Here is a 21,337-nt window from a genome sequence, read left to right as displayed (position 1 = left end):
CAGCACGATGATGGTCTTGCCCTCGGCGAAGGTCCAGGTGTGGACCTGCGGCTTGACCTCGTCCTTGACGATGCCCGGGATGGCGGCGAGACCGGCCATGTCGATCTCGTTGTCGAAGTGGCCGATGTTCCCGACGATCGCCTGGTGCTTCATCTTGGCCATGTCGGAGGCCAGGATGATGTCCTTGTTGCCGGTCGTGGTGATGAAGATGTCGGCCGTCTCCACCACGTCCTCCAGGGTGGCGACCTGGTAGCCGTCCATCGCCGCCTGGAGCGCGCAGATCGGGTCGATCTCGGTGATGATCACCCGCGCGCCCTGGCCGCGCAGCGACTCGGCGCAGCCCTTGCCCACGTCGCCGTAGCCGCAGACGACCGCGACCTTGCCGCCGATCAGTACATCGGTGGCGCGGTTGATGCCGTCGATCAGGGAGTGGCGGCAGCCGTACTTGTTGTCGAACTTCGACTTGGTCACCGCGTCGTTGACGTTGATCGCCGGGAAGAGCAGCGAGCCGTCGCGCTGCATCTCGTAGAGGCGGTGGACGCCGGTGGTGGTCTCCTCGGTGACACCGCGGATCTCGGACGCCAGCTGGCTCCACTTGCGCGGGTTCTCGGCGATGGTGCGGTTGAGCACCTCGAGGATGACACGGTGCTCGTCGTTCTCCGCGGTGGAGACGTCCGGGGCGGCACCGGCCTTCTCGTACTCGACGCCCTTGTGGACCAGGAGGGTGGCGTCACCGCCGTCGTCCAGGATCATGTTGGGGCCACCGGTCGGGGTGCCCGGCCAGGTCAGCGCCTGCTCGGTGCACCACCAGTACTCCTCCAGCGTCTCGCCCTTCCAGGCGAACACCGGGACGCCCTGCGGGTTCTCCGGGGTGCCGTTCGGGCCGACGGCGACCGCGGCGGCCGCGTGGTCCTGGGTGGAGAAGATGTTGCAGGAGGCCCACCGGACCTGGGCGCCGAGGGAGACCAGCGTCTCGATCAGGACCGCGGTCTGCACCGTCATGTGCAGCGAGCCGGTGATCCGCGCGCCCGCCAGCGGCTGGGAGGCGGCGTACTCCTCGCGGATCGCCATCAGGCCGGGCATCTCGTGCTCGGCGAGGGTGATCTCCTTACGGCCGAAGGCGGCCAGGGACAAGTCGGCGACCTTGAAGTCCTGACCGGAGACGGCTGTCGTCATGGTTGCTGCTCCTCATCGATATCGATCGGTTGCGAGCGAGAGTGTTCGGCTGGGCATGCGAGTCGACGGACAGGGAGTGTCGGCGGCACGGCGGACACACCTGTCCCCTGGATTCGCACTGCGCAGTCCGTCGGAGGCCCTCTCTCCCTCGGTCGGTCCGCGGAACGGACCGCCCGACCGCCATCAGCAGCGACGTCTGGCTCGGTCACGAATCTACACCGGTCGCCCCAGTGATCCCCAGCCCGTACCGGCGTTCTTCGGCCGCGAATCCGGAGCGGGCGATGCACCCGGCCGGACGACCGGCCTCTTTGATCCCGCCCACATGTAGTGCAGGATGCCGCGAACGCAGGGACGCTTGAACACTCCCGCGCCCGCTCGAACACCGCAATGCCGCAACGCCGTAACGCCGTAACGCCGTAACGCCGTAAGGAGAACGACGTGACCAATCCAGCCGAACCCCCGGGCGGTGCCGGGGCCCGAGGTCCAGGGCTCAAGCTGCTCGCGGTGACCGCCTGCCCGACGGGTATCGCGCACACCTATATGGCCGCCGAGAAGCTGGCCCAGGCCGCCGAGTCGCTCGGCCACAGCATGAAGGTGGAGACCCAGGGGTCCATCGGGGCTGAGAACGTACTGTCTGACAACGATGTCAGAGAGGCGGACGGCATCATCATCGCCGCCGACAAGGACGTCGACCGCAGCCGGTTCATCGGTAAGAGGGTGCTGGTCGTGGGAGTCGCCGAGGGCATCCATCACCCTGAGCGGCTGATCGAGCGGGTGCGCAGCGCACCGGTCCACCAGGGGGACGGCGGCGGAGCGTCCGGCGCGGGGCGGGCGTCCGGCGGCTCCGATGGCGGCAAGGGGCGCAGTCTCACCTATAAGGCGCTCATGAACGGCGTCTCGTACATGATTCCGTTCGTCGTGGTCGGCGGACTGCTGATCGCGGTCTCGCTCGCGCTGGGCGGCGACACGACGTCCAAGGGCATCGTCATCCCCGACGGCTCCTTCTGGAAGACGGTCAACGACATCGGCGTCATCGGCTTCCAGTTGATGATCCCGATCCTCTCGGGCTATATCGCCTACGCGATCGCCGACCGGCCCGCGCTGGTGCCCGGCATGGTCGGCGGCTGGATCGCCGCCCATGGCGAGCTGTACGACAGCGAGGCGGGCGCGGGGTTCATCGGGGCGATCGTCACCGGCTTCCTGGCCGGCTATCTGGTGCGGTGGATCAAGAAGGTCAAGGTTCCCAAGTTCGTCCAGCCGATCATGCCGATCATCGTGATCCCGATCGTGGCGACTTCGGCGCTCGGCCTCTTCTTCATCTATGTGCTCGGCGAACCGATCTCCTGGGTCTTCGAGCAGCTCACCGACTGGCTGGGCGGGCTGACCGGCACCAGCGCGGCGCTGCTCGGAATCATCCTCGGGCTGATGATCGCGTTCGACATGGGCGGTCCGGTCAACAAGACAGCGTTCCTCTTCGGTGCCGGACTGGTCTCCAAGAACCCCGAGGTCATGGGCATGTGCGCGGCGGCAATTCCGGTTCCGCCGCTGGGCCAGGGGCTGGCCACGCTCCTCCGTCGGCGGATGTTCGACGACCAGGAACGGGAGACCGGGCTCGCGGCCCTCTTCATGGGCTTCTTCGGTATCACCGAGGGCGCGATTCCGTTCGCGGCGGCACGTCCGGCACGGGTCATTCCGGCGAACATGCTCGGCGGCGCGGTCGCCGGTGCCATAGCCGGGCTGGCTTCGGTCGAGGACAACGTGCCGCACGGCGGGCCGATCGTGGCGGTGCTCGGCGCGATCAACGGGGTGCCGATGTTCTTCATCGCCGTGATCGTCGGTACGGCGGTCACCGGGCTGGTGACGATCGCGCTGATGTCCCTGGGCCGGGGACAGGGCCTGGGGCGGGGTCTGGGCAAGGGCGACGCGGACGGTGGGAGCACGGCGGGGGCCACCGAGGCGGTCGGCCTCGTCCCCGCGCATGCGGCCGCCCCCGAGCCGGTCCCGGCCGGAGTGGCGAGCGGTGGTGCGGCGGCGGGCGCTACGGGTGCCGCGAAGGCGGCCACCCCGGAGCGTACGGCCGCGGCCGTCGCCACGGATGCGGATGCCACGGCTGCGCCCAAGACCGAGGCCGAGACGGACCCCGAGCCGCCCGTATCCGCTCCGGACGCGGATGGCGGCGACGCCCCCGCACTGTCCGGCTATCTCACCGAGCAGACCGTCGCGGAGCGGCTGACAGCCGATGGCAAGGACGCCGCCATCCGCGCGATGGCCGCCCTGCTGGCCACCACCGGCAAGGTCGCCGACGCCGACGAGCTGGTGCGTGCCGCGCTCCTCCGCGAGGAGCAGGGCACCACCGGTCTCGGTGAGGAGATCGCGATTCCGCATGCCAAGACGGACGCGGTGACCGCGCCCCTCGTCGGCTTCGCGCGGTCGGAGGAGGGCATCGAGTGGGGTGCGCCGGACGGGACCAAGGCTCGGCTGATCTTCATGATCTCGGTGCCGGAGGCCGCCGCGGGCGATGAGCATCTGCGGATCCTGGCCCTGCTGTCGCGGAAGCTGATGTCCGCCGAGTTCCGGGAGCGGTTGCTCAGCGCTCCGGACAAGGCGGCGATCCTGCGGATCCTGGGCGAGATCCAGTAGCTCTGCCACGAAAACCCCGAGAACCCCGAAATCCCCGAAGACCCCGAAGACCCCGAAAACCCCGAACAAAGAAGCCATCGGCCTTCCGGACCTCATGGGTCCGGAAGGCCGATGGCCGTTCCCGAAGCAGAACGAGAGGGTCAGCCGGAGGTCCGGAAGATATCCGGCTCCAGGTAGATCACCCGGGCGATGGGCACCGCCGCGCGGATCCGCTCCTCCGCCGCGTCGATCGCGCGGGCCACTTCCGCCGCCGTGTCGTCGTGCTGCACCGCGACCTTGGCGGCGACCAACAGCTCCTCAGGGCCGAGGTGGAGCGTCCGCATATGGATCAGGCCGGTGACGGTCTTGCCGTCGACCAGCGCCTCGCGGATCTTCGCCACCTGGTCGGCGTCGGCCGCCTCGCCCAGCAGCAGCGACTTCGTCTCGGCCGCGAGCACCAGCGCGATCAGGACCAGCAGGGCGCCGATGCAGATGGTGCCGATGCCGTCCCAGACGCCGTCGCCAGTGAGCAGCGAGAGCCCGACACCGCCGAGCGCGAGGATCAGACCGACCAGCGCGCCGAGGTCCTCCAGGAGGACGACGGGCAGCTCGGGCGCCTTGGCCCGGCGGACGAACTGCAACCAGGTGAGCTTGCCGCGGACCTCGTTGGACTCCTTTATGGCCGTACGGAACGAGAAGCCCTCCGCGATGATCGCGAACACCAGCACCCCGACCGGCCAGTACCAGTTCTCCAGCTCATGCGGGTGCTTGATCTTCTCGTAGCCCTCGTACAGCGCGAAGACGCCACCGATGGTGAACAGCACGATGGAGACGAGGAAGCCGTAGATGTAGCGCTCCCGGCCGTAGCCGAAGGGGTGCTCGGGGGTGGCCTCGCGCTTGGCCTTCTTGCCGCCGAGCAGCAGCAGCCCCTGGTTGCCCGAGTCGGCCAGCGAGTGCACGCCTTCGGCGAGCATCGACGACGAGCCGCTGAAGGCGAACGCCACGAACTTGGCTGCGGCGATGGCCAGGTTTGCGCCCAGCGCGGCGACGATCGCCTTGGTTCCGCCAGATGCACTCATGTGTGCCGGATGTCCCTTCCGCCTGAAGGCAGTTTTGCCCGTGCTTTACTGCGTCGGCGGGCCATTGTTCCAGTCGCTCGAAAGAGTCGTACGTCAGGCGACCAATGTGGCCCGGAACACAGTGCCCTCGCCGGTCAGCACGGCCTTCTCGCCCGCCGGGACAAACGCCGACTCCCCGCGGGCCAGGCGCAGTTCACCGACACCGCTCCCCTCCCCGCCCTCGGCGCCGTCCGCGCCGCCACGCAGGGTGACCGCGCCCGAGACGCACAGCAGGATCTGGGGGGTGGCGGCGGACAGCGCGCGCGGTTCGGCGCCCTCGGCGAGGACGTGGCGCGACAGCCGGAACTCGTCGATCGGGGTCGCGTAGAGCTCCTCGCCGGACGAGTCGGCCTCCGGGCGCAGTACGCCGGCGGCGGCGCTCTCGAAGCGGACCACCCGCAGCAGCTCGGGCACGTCGACATGCTTGGGCGTCAGACCGCAGCGCAGCACATTGTCGGAGTTGGCCATGATCTCGACGCCCAGCCCGTCGAGATAGGCATGCGGCACCCCCGCGCCGAGGTAGAGCGCCTCGCCGGGCTGGAGCCGGACGAAGTTGAGCAGCATGGAGGCGATCACACCGGGGTCGCCCGGGTAGTGCCGGGCCAGGGAGGCGTACGCCGCGTACGCCTCGGCGTGCGGGCCGTCAAGCGCGCTGAGGCGTTCCGCGGCCAGGGCGGCCTGGTGCACGGTCTCCGCCATGGCCGCCGGGTCGGCCGTCAGCACGGCGGTGAGCACCTCGCGCAACGCATGCGACTCGGGGTGGGCGTGCAGGATGTCGACGTACGGCTTGAGGGAGTCGACCTCCAGGGCGGCCAGCAGCTCCGCCGTCTCGTCCGGGTCCCGGAAGCCGCACAGCCCGTCGAACGGCGTCAGTGCGCATATCAACTCGGGCTTGTGGTTGGCGTCCTTGTAGTTGCGGTGCGGGGCGTCGACCGGAACGCCGCGCTCCTCCTCGGCCGCGAACCCTTCCTTCGCCTGCGCCAGATCCGGGTGCACCTGGAGGGAGAGCGGGGAGGCGGCGGCGAGCACCTTCAGCAGGAACGGCAGCCGCGGCCCGAAGCGATCGACGGCGGCGGCGCCCAGTTCGCCCTCCGGATCGGCGGCGATCACCTCGGAGAGCGCGACCGCGCCCGTGCCCCGGTCGATCCGGGATGGCGCCCCGGGGTGCGCCCCCATCCACAGCTCAGCCTGCGGCTCACCCGTCGGCCGGACCCCCAGCAGCTCGGGGATGGCGGTGGTGGAGCCCCAGGCGTAGGGGCGCACGGTGTTGACGAGGCGGTCCATGTGGTGTCGTTCCTGACTGCTGCGAAGGGATCCGGAGCGAACGGGACGGAGCCGGGCGGTGTGCGCCGGACCGCGCCCCGTGCGCGGTTACGGCCTCATGATCTGTCCGCCGAAGCGAGCGCGAGGTAAACGGCGGCGAAATCCGTGATGGCGAGAAGTTCCGCGGCGCTCTCCAGCAGGCTGCTGCCCTCCGCCGGTTCGAGCTCGCTGAACGCCGTGTCGTGGGCGAGCGCCAGCTCCCGGGCGTTCGGCACGGCCGAGACCTGGCCCACCGGCTCCTCGTGGAGCAGCACGATCCGGGCCCGCAGCGCCTCGGGCTCCTCGACCCGGTCGCGGAAGAAGTCATCGGGGTCGGCGCCGCCCGCGAACGCCCCGGCCAGCAGCGTGCCGTGGGCAGCCAGCGCCCCGGGCAGCTCGGCCACCAGCGCGGGCCGCCCGGCGAGCGCCGCGAGCAGCCCGGCGAAGCGCCGTCCGACCGCGGCCGCGACCGGGCCCTCGGTCCACAGTAGGGGAAGCGCCCCGGCCAGCTCGGCCGCGAGCGTCTTGGCGGGGTTGGTGTAGGTGGCGATGGCCGGGCCGCAGCGCTCGGCGACCTTGTCGAGCCGGTCGGCCACCTGCTGGAGGGCGGCGGGCGGCGCGGGGACCAGGCCGATCCGGTCCACGAGCACCAGCAGCGGGGTGAGCAGGGCCCAGAGCGTGCCGGGGAGGGCGGGGCCGGTCACCTCGTCGGGCGCGGTGCCCGGTGGTTCGGTGTGCAGATGCTGCGGGGCGGCGGCATGGTCGTGGGGCGGCGGCTCACCGATGGCGCCCTCGGGCGGAGCGCCCTCCGGCCGCGGCGGCTGCGGGGCGCCGCCGTGCTCGTCGTGCGCGTACGGGCTGGTGGTGGCCGGGCCGGTGGCGTAGGGGCTGGTGGTGTACGGGGCCGAGGAGTTGGCGCCCGCGGCCAGCGGCACCATCAGACCGCGCGCCTGCGCGACCGCGTCCGCCAGTGGTGAGTGGCCCGGTGCGACGGCGACCAGCGCACAGCCCCGGCGGTACGCCTGCTCGACCAGAAGCGGCAGCCCCGGTTCCGTACCGTCCGGTGTCGCGATCACCAGCAGATCGAGCGGGCCCGCCCAGCCGGGCAGCGTCCAGTGCAGCGCGCCGGGCGCGGGCGCGACCCCGGTGGGGGCGATCAGACTGACCGGGCAGTTGCCGCCGCCGAGCGCGCCGAGGAGGTCGGCGGTGCAGCTTCCGGCCGCCCCCGGTCCAGCGACCAGGACCGCGCGCGGCCGTCCGTCCGGTTTGAGATCCGCCAACCCCGCCTCGGCGGCGTGCCGGGCCGCGGTGCGGACCCGGGCCCCGGATTCGGCGGCTCCGCGCAGCAGCCCCCGGGTGTCGGCCCGTGCGAGGGCCTCCGGGGCGTCGAGGAGGGATTCGTCGAGCATGGTGCTTCGGCCTCCGATCGCCGTGGCGGGGCGGTACGCGCGGGAGTACGGGCGCGGCGGGACTGAGCGGGATGCGGGGGCACCCGGACGCCGTCCGGGCAGCCGTCAGGCCGGGCGGCGTGCCTCGTCGACGAGCAGCACGGGAATCCCGTCCCGGACGGGGTACGCGAGTCCGCACCCCTCGCCCGTGCACACCAGCTCGGGGGTCTCCGGGCTCTGCTCCTCACGCAGCGGGGCGTGGCACGCCGGGCAGGCGAGGATGTCCAGAAGACCGGCTTCGAGCGGCATGGGATGTCCCTTCGGTGTGGGTCCTGCCGGATACGACTCCGGCGTGGTCAGCGTACCGCCGGGCGAGGCACCCGGCGCGGACGGCGGCCCCACGACGGTCGGTCCGCCGACCGCGGGCCGGGGAGGACGTGCCGGGCCCGCGTCGTCCGCCGCCCGAGTGCCGGATGCCCGGCGTACGAGGCGGACTTCTGCCGTCGCCGGGCCGCCCCGAAGCCGGGTCGGCGGGACCGGGCTTCACGCCTTCACCCGCGCCGCCCGGGGCGGACCTCCGTCAGCCGTCCTTCGCGGCGCACTCACCGCCGGGGTGGCACCGGCCCCCGGCCGGTTGTCGCCACGGGGCCGGGAGCGGATCCGGCGCACCCGGAAGGCAAGCCGGACCCACACCGTCCGGGGGCCGAGGACCGGAGCCGGGTCCCGTGGCCCGGGAGCCGCTCCCCAGGTGGGACGGCCACGGGTTCGGGGGACCCGGGAAGCCGAACCGGACCTTCACCGTCCGGGGCCAGGCCGGACCTGCCAGGCCGGACCTGCACCGTCCGGCCGAGGACCGGATGGCCGGCGCCGGGCCACCCGGCCCGACGCCGGGACGAACCGGCACCGGGTCCCGCCGGAGGCGCCGCCCGGCCGGGAGCAGGTCCGGCGAACCCCGAAGGACAAGCCGGACCGTCACCGCCCGAGGGCCGAGGAGGGGAGTCGGTTCCGGTGGCTCCGGAGCCGCGACCCAGGCGGGGCGGGGCCACGGCCCCGGCTGGGCCGAACGGGCTGTCGGCCGTCAGGCGCGGACGATGGAGAGGACCTCGTCGCGGACGCGGTCGGCGGTCTCGGGGTCCCGGGCCTCGACGTTGAGCCGCAGCAGGGGCTCGGTGTTGGAGGGGCGGAGGTTGAACCACCAGTCGGCGGCGGTGACCGTCAGCCCGTCCAGCTCGTCCAGCTCCACGCCCTCGCGGCTCTCGTACGCCGCCTTGACCGCCTCGGCGCGGCCGGTCTGGTCGGCGACGGTGCTGTTGATCTCCCCGGAGGCCGCGTAGCGGTCGTAGCTCTCGACCAGCCGGGACAGCGGGCCGTCCTGGCCGCCGAGCGCGGCCAGCACGTGCAGCGCGGCGAGCATGCCGGTGTCGGCGTTCCAGAAGTCGCGGAAGTAGTAGTGCGCGGAGTGCTCCCCGCCGAAGATCGCGCCGGTACGGGCCATCTCGGCCTTGATGAAGGAGTGGCCCACGCGGGTGCGGACGGGGGTGCCGCCCTTCTCCTTGACGACCTCGGGAACCGACCAGGAGGTGATGCAGTTGTGGATGATCGTTCCGCCCGGGTGCTTGGCCAGCTCCCGCGCCGCGACCAGGGCGGTGATGGCGGAGGGCGACACCGGCTCGCCGCGCTCGTCGACGACGAAACAGCGGTCGGCGTCGCCGTCGAAGGCGAGGCCGATGTCGGCGCCGGTCTCCCGGACCCGGGCCTGGAGGTCGACGATGTTCTTGGGGTCGAGGGGGTTGGCCTCGTGGTTGGGGAAGGTGCCGTCCAGCTCGAAGTAGAGGGCGTCCAGGTCGAGCGGGAGGCCGTCGAAGACGCTCGGGACGGTGTGCCCGCCCATGCCGTTGCCCGCGTCCACGACCACCTTCAGCGGCCGGATGGCGGTGAGGTCGACCAGCGAGCGCAGATGGGCGGCGTAGTCGGCGAGCACGTCCCGCTGGGTGATGGTGCCGGGCTCGGCGGCGGGCTCCGGCGCGCCCGTGGCGGACCAGTGCTCCGTCAGGGAGCGGATCTCGGCGAGACCGGAGTCCTGGCCGACGGGGGCGGCGCCCGCCCGGCACATCTTGATGCCGTTGTACTGCGCGGGGTTGTGGCTGGCGGTGAACATCGCGCCGGGCAGGCCGAGATGGCCGCTGGCGAAGTAGAGCTGGTCGGTCGAGCAGAGCCCGATCTCGGTGACGTCCACGCCGAGGGCGGCGGCGCCGCGCGCGAAGGCCCGCGACAGACCGGGCGAGGAGGGGCGCATGTCATGGCCGACGACGATCGCGCTCGCGCCGGTCACCCGGGCGAAGGCCGCGCCGAAGAGTTCGGAGAGCGGCTCGTCCCACTGGTCCGGGACCACACCGCGCACGTCATACGCCTTCACGATCTGCGACAAGTCGGGCACAGCCAACCCCTTCTCGAGGTCTTCTTGGAGGTCTCCACGGACCTCAAAACCTACCCGGAGGACTCCGGCGCCCACTACGAGGCCGATCGTGCGGCGCGGCACACGGCGGCGGTCGGCACGGCACCGAGGCGCCGCTCCGGTGAGCTGACGCGATGACAGCTTCGCAGCTGGAAACGGCCCGGTATCGCGGCCGCACGGCCGGCGCGGGTCAGGAGTCGGGGGAGCGCAGCACTCGCAGATGGCCCCGGCGCGGCACCTCGCGCGGATCGCCCTCACGGCCGCTCTGTCCGCCGCCTCCGGACGGTCCGGAACCGCCGCCCGCGCCCGCCGCGCGCTCATGCGGCCGGGCGGCTTCGCGCACCGCGTTCGCCAGGGCCTCGAGATCGTCGCTGCTGGGCCGCGTCTGACCGGTGTCGACGGCGAGCCGGACGACCTCCCAGCCGCGCGGCGCGGTGAGCCGCTCCGAGTGCTCGGAGCACAGGTCGTAGCAGTGGGGTTCGGCGTAGGTGGCCAGCGGCCCCAGAACGGCGGTCGAGTCCGCGTAGACGTACGTCAGTGTCGCGACGGCGGGGCGGCCGCAGGCGGTGCGCGAACAGCGACGTACAGGGCTCACGACGTTGGACGGTACCGCACTCTTGAGCGGGCCGCGACGACTCTCCACCAGCTCACTCCGCCGTGTCGTCCCGGTTCGCCCCGTGCACCCCATACGTGAACTTACCGGCTGACCAGCGGCTCCTTACCGCGGGGCGGGAGCCGCCGCCGATGATTCCGGTCAGCACTCGCATGGAGAGGGATCAGTCTGAGCCAAAGAAGCGAAGCAAGAGACGTCCGTTTATGAACGCAAGCGTGGCTGGAATGTTCATTTGGCGACATCGACCATGCCTGTCCGGTACGCGCATGCCGCCCGGCCGGTGACGGCTACCCTCAGGAGTGATGACCAGGTCCGTACCTCCCCACCAGTCCGAGCCGCGTCCGCGCCGCCGCGATCGGCACGGTCGGGGTATGCGCGGTCCGATCGCGCCACCCCAGGTGCCGCTTTCGGTCAGCCGCGCCGAGTCCTTCGTCGATCTTGTGCAGGACTCGGCCGAGCGGCTGGAGAGACGCTGGCCGCAGCTGTCGGGTGTGGACTTCACCGTGCTGGAGGTGCCCACCTCGGGCAACGGCGGCGGTAGCGCACCCGGCGGCCAGGACGGATGGGACGGCGAGTCCGTACCGCTCGGGCGCTTCATCGCGGCCCGCGGGGACACGCCGGACCGGATCGTGATCTACCGCCGTCCTGTCGAGATCCGGGCGAAGAACCGGGACGAGCGGGCGCTGCTGGTCCACGAGGTCGTCGTCGAGCAGGTGGCCGAGCTGCTGGGGCTGGCACCGGAGTCGGTGGACCCGCGGTACGGGCAGGAGTAGCCCCGCCCCCGGCCCCCTCGGCCCGTCCCCGGCGTCGGCCCTGGCCCCGTCCCCGGCCTCGTTCGTCCTCGTCCGGCGCCTAGGTCCTGTCCTGTCGATCTTCGTGGATCAGCCCGCGGCGTCTGGTGCCGTGTATCGCAAGGCGGAGGGTCGGCCTCGTACTGGGCGTACTCGGAAGATCCCGACAACGCGGCGAGGCGCGGTGCCAGGCGTCGCGGACCCGCGAAGATCGGCAGGACAGGGCCTAGCCGTTCGCGTCGCTGCCGTCGTTCAGCACCGACAGGTCCTGCCGGGCCTCGGGGACCGTCACCGTCCCGCGGTCGTCCGGCATCCCCTGGATCGTGAACATCGGCACGCCGTCCTCCGGCAGCGCCAGCATCCGGGACGCGTGCACCGCGCCGCCCGAGAGCCGCTCGACCGTCACCGCGTAGCCGCCCTTGCCCGAGGCCGGGCGGGGCGGGGTGACGGAGGTGGAGGTGCCGCCCTTGACCGTGTAGGTCTTGCTCACGGGGCTGCCGCCGCCGCTCGCCGCCGAGGCGGTCACCCGCACCCGCGCGGTGGCGCCCGGCGCCACCAGGGAGAGCGTCGAGCCCTTGGCGCGGTTGTCGGCCGCGGTGGCGGTCCGGTCAATCCCCGCGGTGGCCGGGATGAACGCCGTCTCCTGGTCGCTGCCCTTGCCCCGGGTGACCCGCAGCGCGGCGACCACCGGTGTGGCCGTGCCCTCGCCGCCCTCGGGGGTGAGCAGCAGCGAACCCGGCTCGCCCTTCGTCACGTCACCGAGGTCGACCGCCGCCGTCATCCCACTCTTGACGTGCAGTGACTCATGTCCGGCCGGGGTGATCGAACCGGTACGCCCGGCCAGCCGCACCTTCAGGTCCGCGTCGTCGGAACCGGGCGCGAAGACGACCAGGCGGACCGAGGTCGCATCCGCCGGGATACCGGGGAGCGCCACGCTGGTGGCGGGCGCGGCGGAGGCCGGGAGCCAGTCGCCGCCCGCCTTTTGGTCGATCGACTGCACGGACGCGCCGACCCGGCCGGTGCGGGAGGTCACCCGGAGGGACACATCGGCGGCCCGCTCATCGGTGAGCGTGGACAGCAGCACCGGGACGGTGGAACGGCCGGGCACGGTGATCGACTCGTCCGTCGAGGGCTTGAGGCGGCCGCCCGCGCCGTACAGCTTGAGGTCCACCTCGGCCGCGCTCTCGTCCGGGTTGGTGAGATGGACGAAGTCCTGGCGGTTCCGGGCGGTGCTGGCACCGGGGAACCAGAAGTCGGTGTCGGGTGCCGTGCAGGCGGTGCCCATGATGCCGCGGCCGCTGCCCGCGGCGACCGTGGTGGTCTGCTGGACGGTCCAGCCGGGGGCGAAGCGGCCGTCGGCGGTGCCGATGAGGGCGGGGGCGTCCGAGCGGTCGGTGTCGGTGGTGACCGGCTTGCCGGGCTGCTTCAGCGGCAGGACCGGTTTGCTGTCGGCCCGCGCGGCGTCCTGCTGCCGCTCGGCCTTGCCCTTGCCGTCCTTGCCGTCCTTGCCGCCGTCGCCGGCGGCCGGGTCCGTCACGTCGTCGGCCGGGCCCTGGGCGGGCAGCAGCGCGGCCTCGCCGCCCTCGGTGCCCGCGGCGGCCGCGCCCTTCCGCTGGGGGGTGTAGGCGGTGTACGTGGTGCCTGCGACCTCCGAGGAGGTGGGGGTGGGGCACAGCAGGGTGGCTCGCTCGACGGGCATCCGGCTCGCCGCCTTCGCCGCGCCGTCCGTGCCGTCCGACGAGCCGCCGGTGAGGGTGGCGACACCGGTGACGGCGGCCAGCGCGGTGGCGGCACCGATCAGGGACAGGGTGGTGCGGTTCATCGCTGCTGATCGCTCCCGTCGCGGCGGCCCTCGGACTCGGCACCGCCGTACGTCGTGTCGCCCTGCTGGGGGTAGCTGCCGTCGGCGTAGGGCTGCTGCTGGTCGTAGCCGTACGAATCGGCGTACTGGCCGCCCGCGTACGGGTCCGCCGGGTACTGGCCCTCGGGGTAGGAGGCGCCCTCCTGGTAACCGGCCGGGTAGCCGGTGCCCTGATAGCCGCCCTGGTACGGGTCGCCCTGGTAGCCGCCGGGGTACTCGCCGCCCTGCTGGTACGGCTCGCCCTGGTACTGCTGACCGTCCGGGTAGCCGCCGTATCCGGGCTCGGCGTACGTCTGGGGGTCCCACTGCTGCCCGTAACCCTGCTGGTGCGGCACCGCGTAGGGATCGCCCGCCGCGGGCTGCCCGCCGTCGTAGGGATCACCGGCGGGCGGCGCCGCGGACGCGGGCGCGGACGGCTGTGCGGGGATGTCGGGGATGTCGGGGATGTTCACGTCCTCGGCCGCCGCGGCCTCGCCCATCGGCGCGGGCTGCCCGCCGAGGTCCGCCGGGCCGGTCTGCGCGGCCTGCGCCTCGGCGGCGGCCCGCAGCCGCCGCGCCCGGCGCCCGTCGCCCGCCAGGTCCTCGGCGGTGACGGCCGTCGCTGCCGCCGCGCCGTCCTCCTCCGGCAGGTCGTCGTCGACCTGGCGGCGGCGCCCCGGCAGCGCGAGCACCAGCAGCACCAGCGCGAACAGCGCCTGTGCCCAGACCCAGGCGCTGTGGGTCACCGGGGTGTCGTAGGTGAGGTCCAACCGGCCGCCGTTCGCGGGGAGTTCGAAGCCCTGCGCCCAGCCGTCGACGGTCTTCGCCGTCAGCGGCTTGCCGTCCAGCGTGGCCCGCCAGTCCGGTGCGGACTTGTCGGCGATCCGCAGCACCCGTCCCGCCGCGCCGTCGGGCACGGTGGTGTGCGCCTCGACGGGGCCGGACGCGACGTGCACCGGCGCGGACGCCGAACCGGGTGCCGCCGAAGCCCCCTCGGAGGACTCGGCCGGGACGATCGAGACCCGCGAGACCCGCTGGTCCACCCGCCACAGCACACCGCCCCCCGCCTTGCTGAGCTGGGTGAGCCCCGGGGTCGCGTTCAGCACCCGGGTCATCTCGGGCGGCGCGCCCTTCTGGACGTACACATAGCGGACCGCGTAGCCGCCGAGCTGACGGGTCTGGTCGGCGCCGGAGCCCGCGACCAGATGGGCCACCACAGCGTCGAGCCGGGTGTCGGAACCGCCCTTCGCGGCGAGTTCGGCGTCGCCGAGCCGGGCGCCGGAGCCGCGCACCAGGACGTAGTCGGCGCGGGCCATGCCACCCCGGCCGCTGAGCACCAGCGTGCGGGCCTGGTCCTCAGTGGCGCTCTCGGCCGCCACGAACGCCGGGACCTGCGAGGGGTTGCGCCGTCCGACCGGGCCGTCGGCGCCGCCCGTCATCCACACGACGGCGGCGAGCAGCGGGGCGGCGGCCGAAGCGACGGCGATGAGCAGCGCCACCGGCTGACGCCAGCCGAAGCTCTGCGCCGCCACGCGCTCCCGCGCGCCCTCGGCGCCGACCACGGCGGCGGTCAGCAGCGCCAGGCCGTAGACGAGGGTCGCGGGTCCGGCCCAGGCCGAGCCGTTGGTGAGCGCCGCGAAGAGGAAGCCGGTGAGCGCCACGACCCACGCCGCGCCCACCGCGAGCTGCCGCTCACCGCGCATCAGGGCGGCCAGCGCGGCCAGCACGAAGCCGATCAGCAACAGGCTGCCGCCGCCCGGACCGCCGGGGCTGAGCGAGAGCAGATCCAGGGCGGAGGCGGAGCCGCCCGCCGCGTCGAGTCCGGCCTCCTGGAAGAAGCGGCCGGGGTCGGTGAACAGACCGAGCGACCAGGGTGCGAGCACCGCGACCGGGGTGGCCACCGCGGCCAGGAACCGCAGTCCGTACGGCAGCAGCAGATCGGGGCTCTCCAGGGCGCGCAGCACCAGCACCCCGATGCCCAGGACCAGTGCGATCGGCCAGACGACCGGGGTGAACGCCATGGTGAAGGTGAGCAGCAGCGCATAGGCCCACGTCGCCCGCCAGCCCGGCAGCCGCCCGCCGGTGCCGCCCGCCCGCAGCCCGGCCGCCGCGGCGGCGGCCCGCGCCATCAGCGGCAGCAGGACGGCCAGTACGGCGGTGCCCAGCCGGCCCCCGGCGAGCGCACCGGTGGCGGCCGGGAGGAAGGCGTACGCGACGCTGCCCCAGGCCCGCAGCAGCCGGGACTCGACCAGCGGCCGGGAGGCGAAGTACGCGATGAACCCGGCCAGCGGCACCGAGCACACCAGCAGCAGGGTCAGGGTGAAACCGGTGGAGCCGAGGAAGAGCGTGGCCAGCGCGGCCAGGGCGGCGAGATAGGGCGGTGCGGTCTGGGTGCCGCCGGTACCGACCGGATGCCAGCCGTCCGCGTAACTGCCCCACAGATCGGAGACGTGCTCGGGCGCCGGGAGCAGTGCGCCGCCCGACAGGGTGCCGCCGCCGAACAGATCCCGGCAGGCGACCAGCGAGACCACCAGCAGCACCACGAAGAGCATCGGCCCCGGTTTGCGGGCGATCCGCTTGAGCCGGGCGAACTGCTCGACCTCCAGGAAGTCGGCGTCCTCGTCGCCCGGTCCGGACTCGACGGCGCCGTGCCGCCCGCCGGAGGACAGTTCGGGCTCCGAACGTCCGCCGATGTTGCTGGCGACCTGTTCCACGGTGGCCCGTACGGTGGCGCCGGGCGGCGGGAACAGCGGCCGCAGTTCGCTCTTCTCCAGCGTGGAACGGCCTCTGCGCTTGCGCGCGGCGAGGATCCGCTCGGGCCGCAGCAGGGTGCCGAAGAGACCGGCGACCTCGTCCAGCGCCTGCCCCGGCACCTTGCCCACCAGATAGGCCAGGGTGCGCAGCAGGGTGCCGAACAGCAGCCGCAGCATCACATACGGCAGCAGTGCGCCACGGGTGTTGACCAGCAGCGTGTAGACGGCACCGGCCTTGTCGACGCGGTGCGGATTGGCGACGGAGCGCCCCACACAGTCGATGGGCCGCCGCTCGCGCGAGGACGCCTCGGCGTGGCGCAGCACGGCGTCCGGCGCCACCAGCACCTGATGCCCGGCCTCATGGGCGCGCCAGCACAGGTCGACGTCGTCCCGCATCAGCGGCAGCTTGGCGTCGAAGCCGCCCAGCCGCTCCCACACATCGCGGCGCACCAGCATGCCCGCGCTCGACACCGACAGCACCGGCCGCACCTGGTCGTGCTGGCCCTGGTCCTGTTCGCGGCGCTCCAGGCCGGTCCAGCGGCGGCCGCTGCGGGCGATGCTGACGCCGACCTCGAGCAGCTGTCGGCGGTCGTACCAGCCGCGCAGCTTGGGGCCGATGATCGCGGGCTGCCGGTTGGCGGTGAGCTCGGCGTCGGCGACCTTCAGCAGTTCGGCCAGCGCGTCGGGGGCCGGGGCGCAGTCGTCGTGCAGCAGCCACAGCCACTGGACGGGCTCGCCGTGCGGCAGCTCCGGCAGGTCGTACGCGTCGTCCCGCCAGGCGCGGTTGACGGGGTCCCAGCCGCTGGGGCGCCTGAGGTACGCCAGCTCCTCGGGGCCGAGCACCGGGGCGGTGCGGACCGCCTCGGCGACGGCCGTACCGAAGCCGCTGCGGCGCGCGAGGTGCAGCACCCGCTCCTCGCCGAGGGCCTCGGTGAGAAGCCGGGCGGAGTCGTCGGAGCTGCCGGTGTCGGCGGCGATGACGTTCTGCACCGGGCGCTCCTGGCCGAGCAGACCGGACAGCGCGTCGGGCAGCCAGCGGGCGCCGTCGTGGGCGACCAGCACGGCGGTGACGACATGGCGCGGATACGCCGGTGCTTCCTCGGCGGGAGCAGACGCGGCGGTGGCGGCCGGGTATTGGGCCGCCGGATGGCTGTGCACGGACATCGAGGTACGGGCCCCGGTTCGCTGGACTGCGGTGGACGCGCGCGCCCCGTGGGAACGTTGGCGCGTCTCGGACGGGCCCCCACACTAACGGCTGTGTACGCAGGCGGTCCGCCGCCCGTCGCCAAGGCGCGGGAGGCGGACCGTTCGTGGTGCGGCCGCTTCGTCCAAGCGGTGTGGATATGTCAGACAGCGGCCTTCTTCAGTCGGCGGCGCTCCCGTTCGGACAGGCCGCCCCAGATGCCGAAGCGCTCGTCATTGGCGAGGGCGTACTCGAGGCACTCGGAACGGACCTCGCACGCGAGACAGACCTTCTTGGCCTCACGCGTGGATCCGCCCTTTTCCGGGAAGAACGATTCGGGATCGGTCTGGGCGCACAGCGCGCGCTCCTGCCAACCGAGCTCCTCGTCCGCCTCTTCGACCAGCAGTTGCTGGAACAACTCGGTCATGTGCGCCCCTCGTCTGTTTTTGCGTCCCCGTGTTCGTTGCCGTCGTGCAGCGGGCAGAACGACACGAGTGAAATTACAAGTGCGCCGATCCAGGCCAGTCAAGCCGAGATCTGCTATTGGGCCTCTTATTCACTCTGCGGAACCAAGGCTGCGCAGAAAGTGTTCAAATCGGCCTAAACGAGACACTTCCCCGTTCGCCATCCCGGTTCCCCTCTCCTGACTCATCAGTGAGGACGTCCCGGACATCGATCCCGTTGCGTGCCGCGGGTCGGTGTGCGCCACCTCTCCGCACGGTGTGCGCGACCTCTCCGCATGGTGTGCCCCACCTCTCCGCATAACGCGCGCACAAACCTTTCTGCCACCAGGGCTACCGAAAGAGGTGAAAGATTGGGCCAAACGGGAGATCAAGTTGACAGGACGGCACAGAACCCGCTCTCCTTGTCCTCATGTCAGTGACCCACGCGCCCCTCGCGACCCGTGCCCACGGGTTCCGCTGCGCTGTGCAGGCTCGCTGTCGCTGTTCCAGCTGTTGATGCCCCCGAGCTCCAGCTATCTCTGCGCCCTTCCCGCATCTTTCCCGCTGAGGAACTCCGCATATGAACAGCGACGTCCAGATCGCCGGTGACCCGCTCGCCATCCCGCATCTGCTGCCGCCCGTACCCGCCCACCCCGCCACCGTCTCCGCCTTCGCCGGGCTCGCCCGCACCATCGCCGCCGACCGCGACGGCTGGGCGCCCCTCGTCCAGTACGACGCCACCAGCCGCTGGTACCACCGGCTGCGCACCGGCCCCGGCTATGAGGTCTGGCTGCTCAGCTGGGTGCCCGGCCAGGGCAGCGGCGCCCATGACCACGGCCGCTCCTCCGGTGTGCTCACCGTCCTCCAGGGCGAACTGACCGAACGCGTCGGCCACCACGGCACCCGCCACACCCTCACCGCCGGAGCCCAGCGTGTCTTCGCGCCCGGCTATGTCCACGACGTCGTCAACGACTCCCTCGAACCCGCCGTCAGCCTCCACATCTACTTCCCCGGGCTGACCGAGATGCCGCCGCACCCCACGCAGAACGCCGGCTCCGCCGCCGCGCCCGCGCTCGACGGCGTCAACGCGCTGGACGTCCTCGGCGGCTGAGCCACCGCCCTCCCACCTCCCCGAACCGCCCCGCGCCGCCTCGGCGTTCCGGGCGACTGCAAGACTGTCCCCCATGCGCATTGTGGTTCTGGCAGGTGGCATCGGCGGCGCCCGTTTCCTCCGCGGTCTGATGTCGGCGGTCCCCGAGGCCGACATCACCGTCATCGGGAACACCGGTGACGACATCCACCTCTTCGGGCTCAAGGTCTGTCCCGACCTCGACACCGTGATGTACACGCTCGGCGGCGGCATCCACGAGGAGCAGGGGTGGGGCCGGGCCGACGAGTCCTTCGCGGTCAAGGAGGAGCTGGCGGCCTACGGTGTGGGGCCCGAGTGGTTCGGCCTCGGCGACCGCGACTTCGCGACCCACATCGTCCGTACGCAGATGATGAGCGCGGGCTATCCGCTCAGCGCCGTCACCGAGGCGCTGTGCGCGCGGTGGCAGCCGGGGGTTCGGCTGCTGCCGATGACCGACGACCGCGTCGAGACCCACGTCCTCATCGACGACCCCGACGAAGGCCGCAAGGCCGTCCACTTCCAGGAGTACTGGGTGCGGCTGCGCGCCTCCGTACCCGCCCACGCCGTTGTCCCCGTCGGCGCCGACCAGGCCAAGCCCGCACCCGGTGTCCTCGAGGCCATCGCCGAGGCCGACGTCGTCCTCTTCCCGCCGTCCAACCCCGTCGTCAGCATCGGCACCATCCTCGCCGTGCCCGGTGTGCGCGAGGCCATCGCCGACGCCGGGGTGCCGGTCGTCGGCCTCTCCCCCATCGTCGGCGACGCGCCCGTACGTGGCATGGCCGACAAGGTGCTCGCCGCCGTCGGCGTCGAGTCCACCGCCGCCGCCGTCGCCCAGCACTACGGCTCCGGGCTGCTCGACGGCTGGCTCGTCGACACCGTCGACGCGGGCGCGGTCGACGAGGTCGAGGCCGCGGGGATCCGCTGCAAGGCCGTCCCCCTGATGATGACCGACGCCGAGGCCACGGCCCGGATGGCCGCGGAGGCGCTGGCGCTGGCCGAGGAGGTACGGGCATGAGCGCATCGCAACCGCCGGGCGGGGCCTCGCCCTTGTCCGGGTCCGTGTCCGGGGCGCCGTCGTACCGGGTGTGGGCCCTCCCCGGACTCCCCGAGGTACGGCACGGCGACGACCTCGCCAAGCTCATCGCCGAGGCCGCGACCGCGGGCGGTCTGCCCGGTCTCGCCGACGGCGACGTCCTGGTCGTCACCTCGAAGATCGTCAGCAAGGCCGAGGGGCGCGTGGTCGAGGCCACCGACCGCGAGGCGGCCATAGACGCCGAGGCCGTGCGGGTCGTCGCCCGGCGCGGCGCCACCCGTATCGTCGAGACCCGGCACGGTCTGGTCATGGCCGCCGCCGGGGTCGACGCCTCCAACACCCCCGCCGGAACCGTGCTGTTGCTCCCCGAGGACCCCGACGCCTCCGCGCGCGCCCTCCGCGACGGACTGCGGGACGCGCTCGGCGTCCAGCTCGGCGTCCTCATCACCGACACCTTCGGACGGCCCTGGCGCACCGGGGTCACCGATGTCGCCATCGGCGCCGCCGGGGTGCGCGTCCTGGACGATCTGCGGGGCGGCTTCGACGCCCACGGCAACGCGCTGAGCGCGACCATCGTCGCCACCGCCGACGAACTTGCCGCCGCCGGTGAGCTGGTCAAGGGCAAGGCGGACGGACTGCCGGTGGCTGTGGTGCGGGGGCTGCCGCACGTCGTCGCGGACCGGGCGGGCCCGGGTTCGGGTACGGATCCGGAACCGGACACCGGTGCGCGGGCGCTGGTGCGGAGCGCCGCCGACGACATGTTCCGGCTGGGCACCTCCGAGGCCGTACGGGAGGCCGTCACCCTGCGGCGTACGGTGCGCGAGTTCACCGACGAGCCGGTGGACGGCGCGGCGGTGCGCCGCGCCGCCGCCGCCGCCGTCACGGCGCCCGCGCCGCACCACACGACGCCGTGGCGGTTTGTGCTGCTGGAGTCCGAGGAATCGCGGATCCGGCTGCTCGACGCGATGCGGGACGCGTGGATCGCGGATCTGCGCGGCGACGGGTTCTCCGAGGAGAGCATCGCCAAGCGGGTACGGCGCGGGGATGTCCTGCGCAAGGCTCCGTACCTGGTGGTGCCGTGCCTGGTCGCGGACGGCGCGCATACGTACCCGGACGCGCGGCGCAACGCGGCCGAGCGCGAGATGTTCGTCGTCGCCGCCGGGGCCGGGGTGCAGAACCTGCTGGTCGCGCTGGCGGGCGAGCGGCTGGGGTCGGCGTGGGTGTCGTCGACGATGTTCTGCCGCCCGGTGGTGCGGGAGGTGCTGGGCCTGCCGGAGGACTGGGACCCGATGGGCGCGGTCGCCGTCGGCCACGCTGCGGCCCCGCCGAAGGCGCGGCCGGAGCGGGACGCGGCGGGGTTCGTGGTCGTGCGGTAGGGCTTGCTTCGGGGCGCGCGGTGGCGGGGTGCGCGCCGCGGGTGGGGGCGCGCGTTGTGCAGGGCCGGGGCGCGGGTGCGGGTGGTTGTGGGTGCGGCGCGCTGGGTGGTCGCGTGCG

General features: G+C 72.8%; 15 protein-coding genes (1 of these 15 running past the window's edge). 5 read left to right on the top strand and 10 right to left on the bottom strand.

The features are described from left to right. On the bottom strand, nt 1-1,176 hold the 5' portion of the coding sequence (gene ahcY, locus AC4BEG_RS20935) for an adenosylhomocysteinase (RefSeq protein WP_490701277.1). The gene continues 282 nt to the left of window position 1, outside the view; only the first 1,176 of its 1,458 coding nucleotides appear in the window; the start codon lies at nt 1,174-1,176; its stop codon lies beyond the left edge, outside the window. A 438-nt stretch (nt 1,177-1,614) separates the two neighbouring features. On the opposite strand from ahcY, the gene AC4BEG_RS20930 reads away from it, so the two are divergent. After that, on the top strand, nt 1,615-3,816 hold the full coding sequence (locus AC4BEG_RS20930; RefSeq protein WP_490701276.1) for a fructose-specific PTS transporter subunit EIIC: 2,202 nt from the start codon (nt 1,615-1,617) through the stop codon (nt 3,814-3,816). Between the two features lie 140 nt (nt 3,817-3,956). Here the strand turns inward: AC4BEG_RS20930 and AC4BEG_RS20925 are convergent, their stop codons facing one another. The 6 genes from AC4BEG_RS20925 to AC4BEG_RS20900 all read right to left on the bottom strand — a co-directional run bounded on the left by AC4BEG_RS20925 (nt 3,957) and on the right by AC4BEG_RS20900 (nt 10,701). Further along, nucleotides 3,957-4,874 (bottom strand): cation diffusion facilitator family transporter, encoded by a 918-nt coding sequence (locus AC4BEG_RS20925; protein ID WP_490701275.1) that lies wholly within the window; start codon nt 4,872-4,874, stop codon nt 3,957-3,959. Between the two features lie 93 nt (nt 4,875-4,967). Continuing rightward, entirely contained in the window at nt 4,968-6,197 is a 1,230-nt protein-coding gene (gene manA / locus AC4BEG_RS20920) for a mannose-6-phosphate isomerase, class I (RefSeq protein ID WP_490701274.1), read from the bottom strand. A gap of 95 nt (nt 6,198-6,292) precedes the next feature. Continuing rightward, nucleotides 6,293-7,624, bottom strand: coding sequence for an SIS domain-containing protein (locus AC4BEG_RS20915; protein WP_490701273.1), 1,332 nt, complete (start codon nt 7,622-7,624; stop codon nt 6,293-6,295). Nucleotides 7,625-7,729: 105 nt separating this feature from the next. After that, nucleotides 7,730-7,912 carry a Trm112 family protein gene (locus AC4BEG_RS20910; RefSeq protein ID WP_078641824.1) on the bottom strand — a complete coding sequence of 61 codons (183 nt, stop codon included), beginning with the start codon at nt 7,910-7,912 and terminating at the stop codon, nt 7,730-7,732. Nucleotides 7,913-8,681: 769 nt separating this feature from the next. After that, nucleotides 8,682-10,040, bottom strand: coding sequence for a phosphomannomutase/phosphoglucomutase (locus tag AC4BEG_RS20905; RefSeq protein WP_490701272.1), 1,359 nt, complete (start codon nt 10,038-10,040; stop codon nt 8,682-8,684). 208 nt (nt 10,041-10,248) lie between these two features. Then, nucleotides 10,249-10,701, bottom strand: a complete 453-nt coding sequence (locus tag AC4BEG_RS20900; RefSeq protein WP_490701271.1) for a DUF3499 domain-containing protein — start codon at nt 10,699-10,701, stop codon at nt 10,249-10,251. 341 nt (nt 10,702-11,042) lie between these two features. Between AC4BEG_RS20900 and AC4BEG_RS20895 the strand changes: the two genes are divergently transcribed. After that, nucleotides 11,043-11,444: a metallopeptidase family protein gene (locus AC4BEG_RS20895; RefSeq protein WP_490701270.1), complete on the top strand. Its 402-nt coding sequence runs from the start codon at nt 11,043-11,045 to the stop codon at nt 11,442-11,444. A gap of 244 nt (nt 11,445-11,688) precedes the next feature. Here the strand turns inward: AC4BEG_RS20895 and AC4BEG_RS20890 are convergent, their stop codons facing one another. The 3 genes from AC4BEG_RS20890 to AC4BEG_RS20880 all read right to left on the bottom strand — a co-directional run bounded on the left by AC4BEG_RS20890 (nt 11,689) and on the right by AC4BEG_RS20880 (nt 17,665). Beyond that, nucleotides 11,689-13,284 (bottom strand): DUF5719 family protein, encoded by a 1,596-nt coding sequence (locus tag AC4BEG_RS20890; RefSeq protein ID WP_490701269.1) that lies wholly within the window; start codon nt 13,282-13,284, stop codon nt 11,689-11,691. Continuing rightward, entirely contained in the window at nt 13,281-17,219 is a 3,939-nt protein-coding gene (locus AC4BEG_RS20885) for a glycosyltransferase family 2 protein (protein ID WP_490701268.1), read from the bottom strand. The genes AC4BEG_RS20890 and AC4BEG_RS20885 overlap by 4 nt, the downstream gene beginning before the upstream one ends. 182 nt (nt 17,220-17,401) lie before the next feature. After that, nucleotides 17,402-17,665 carry a WhiB family transcriptional regulator gene (locus AC4BEG_RS20880; protein WP_004952403.1) on the bottom strand — a complete coding sequence of 88 codons (264 nt, stop codon included), beginning with the start codon at nt 17,663-17,665 and terminating at the stop codon, nt 17,402-17,404. A 596-nt stretch (nt 17,666-18,261) separates the two neighbouring features. Between AC4BEG_RS20880 and AC4BEG_RS20875 the strand changes: the two genes are divergently transcribed. The 3 genes from AC4BEG_RS20875 (at nt 18,262) to AC4BEG_RS20865 (ending at nt 21,219) form a co-directional block, all read left to right on the top strand. Then, nucleotides 18,262-18,792: a cysteine dioxygenase gene (locus AC4BEG_RS20875; protein ID WP_490701267.1), complete on the top strand. Its 531-nt coding sequence runs from the start codon at nt 18,262-18,264 to the stop codon at nt 18,790-18,792. A gap of 73 nt (nt 18,793-18,865) precedes the next feature. Continuing rightward, nucleotides 18,866-19,825 (top strand): 2-phospho-L-lactate transferase, encoded by a 960-nt coding sequence (gene cofD, locus AC4BEG_RS20870; protein WP_490701266.1) that lies wholly within the window; start codon nt 18,866-18,868, stop codon nt 19,823-19,825. Continuing rightward, a complete protein-coding gene (locus AC4BEG_RS20865; protein ID WP_490701265.1) occupies nt 19,822-21,219 on the top strand; it encodes a coenzyme F420-0:L-glutamate ligase in 1,398 nt (465 codons plus the stop codon). The genes cofD and AC4BEG_RS20865 overlap by 4 nt, the downstream gene beginning before the upstream one ends. Nucleotides 21,220-21,337 lie beyond the last annotated feature (118 nt).

It is taken from the genome of Streptomyces sp. JLBJ103, assembly GCF_058215575.1.
The sequence above is the reverse complement of the archived record's forward strand: the minus strand, read 5'-3'. Positions and strand labels throughout refer to the sequence as shown.

What these genes read in the sequence shown, in the direction of transcription:
- AC4BEG_RS20925 (WP_490701275.1), bottom strand. Translation starts at nt 4,874, where the DNA reads ATGAGTGCATCTGGCGGAACCAAGGCGATCGTCGCCGCGCTGGGCGCA.
- manA (WP_490701274.1), bottom strand. Translation starts at nt 6,197, where the DNA reads ATGGACCGCCTCGTCAACACCGTGCGCCCCTACGCCTGGGGCTCCACC.
- AC4BEG_RS20915 (WP_490701273.1), bottom strand. Translation starts at nt 7,624, where the DNA reads ATGCTCGACGAATCCCTCCTCGACGCCCCGGAGGCCCTCGCACGGGCC.
- AC4BEG_RS20910 (WP_078641824.1), bottom strand. Translation starts at nt 7,912, where the DNA reads ATGCCGCTCGAAGCCGGTCTTCTGGACATCCTCGCCTGCCCGGCGTGC.
- AC4BEG_RS20895 (WP_490701270.1), top strand. Translation starts at nt 11,043, where the DNA reads ATGCGCGGTCCGATCGCGCCACCCCAGGTGCCGCTTTCGGTCAGCCGC.
- AC4BEG_RS20890 (WP_490701269.1), bottom strand. Translation starts at nt 13,284, where the DNA reads ATGAACCGCACCACCCTGTCCCTGATCGGTGCCGCCACCGCGCTGGCC.
- AC4BEG_RS20885 (WP_490701268.1), bottom strand. Translation starts at nt 17,219, where the DNA reads ATGTCCGTGCACAGCCATCCGGCGGCCCAATACCCGGCCGCCACCGCC.
- AC4BEG_RS20880 (WP_004952403.1), bottom strand. Translation starts at nt 17,665, where the DNA reads ATGACCGAGTTGTTCCAGCAACTGCTGGTCGAAGAGGCGGACGAGGAG.
- AC4BEG_RS20875 (WP_490701267.1), top strand. Translation starts at nt 18,262, where the DNA reads ATGAACAGCGACGTCCAGATCGCCGGTGACCCGCTCGCCATCCCGCAT.
- cofD (WP_490701266.1), top strand. Translation starts at nt 18,866, where the DNA reads ATGCGCATTGTGGTTCTGGCAGGTGGCATCGGCGGCGCCCGTTTCCTC.
- AC4BEG_RS20865 (WP_490701265.1), top strand. Translation starts at nt 19,822, where the DNA reads ATGAGCGCATCGCAACCGCCGGGCGGGGCCTCGCCCTTGTCCGGGTCC.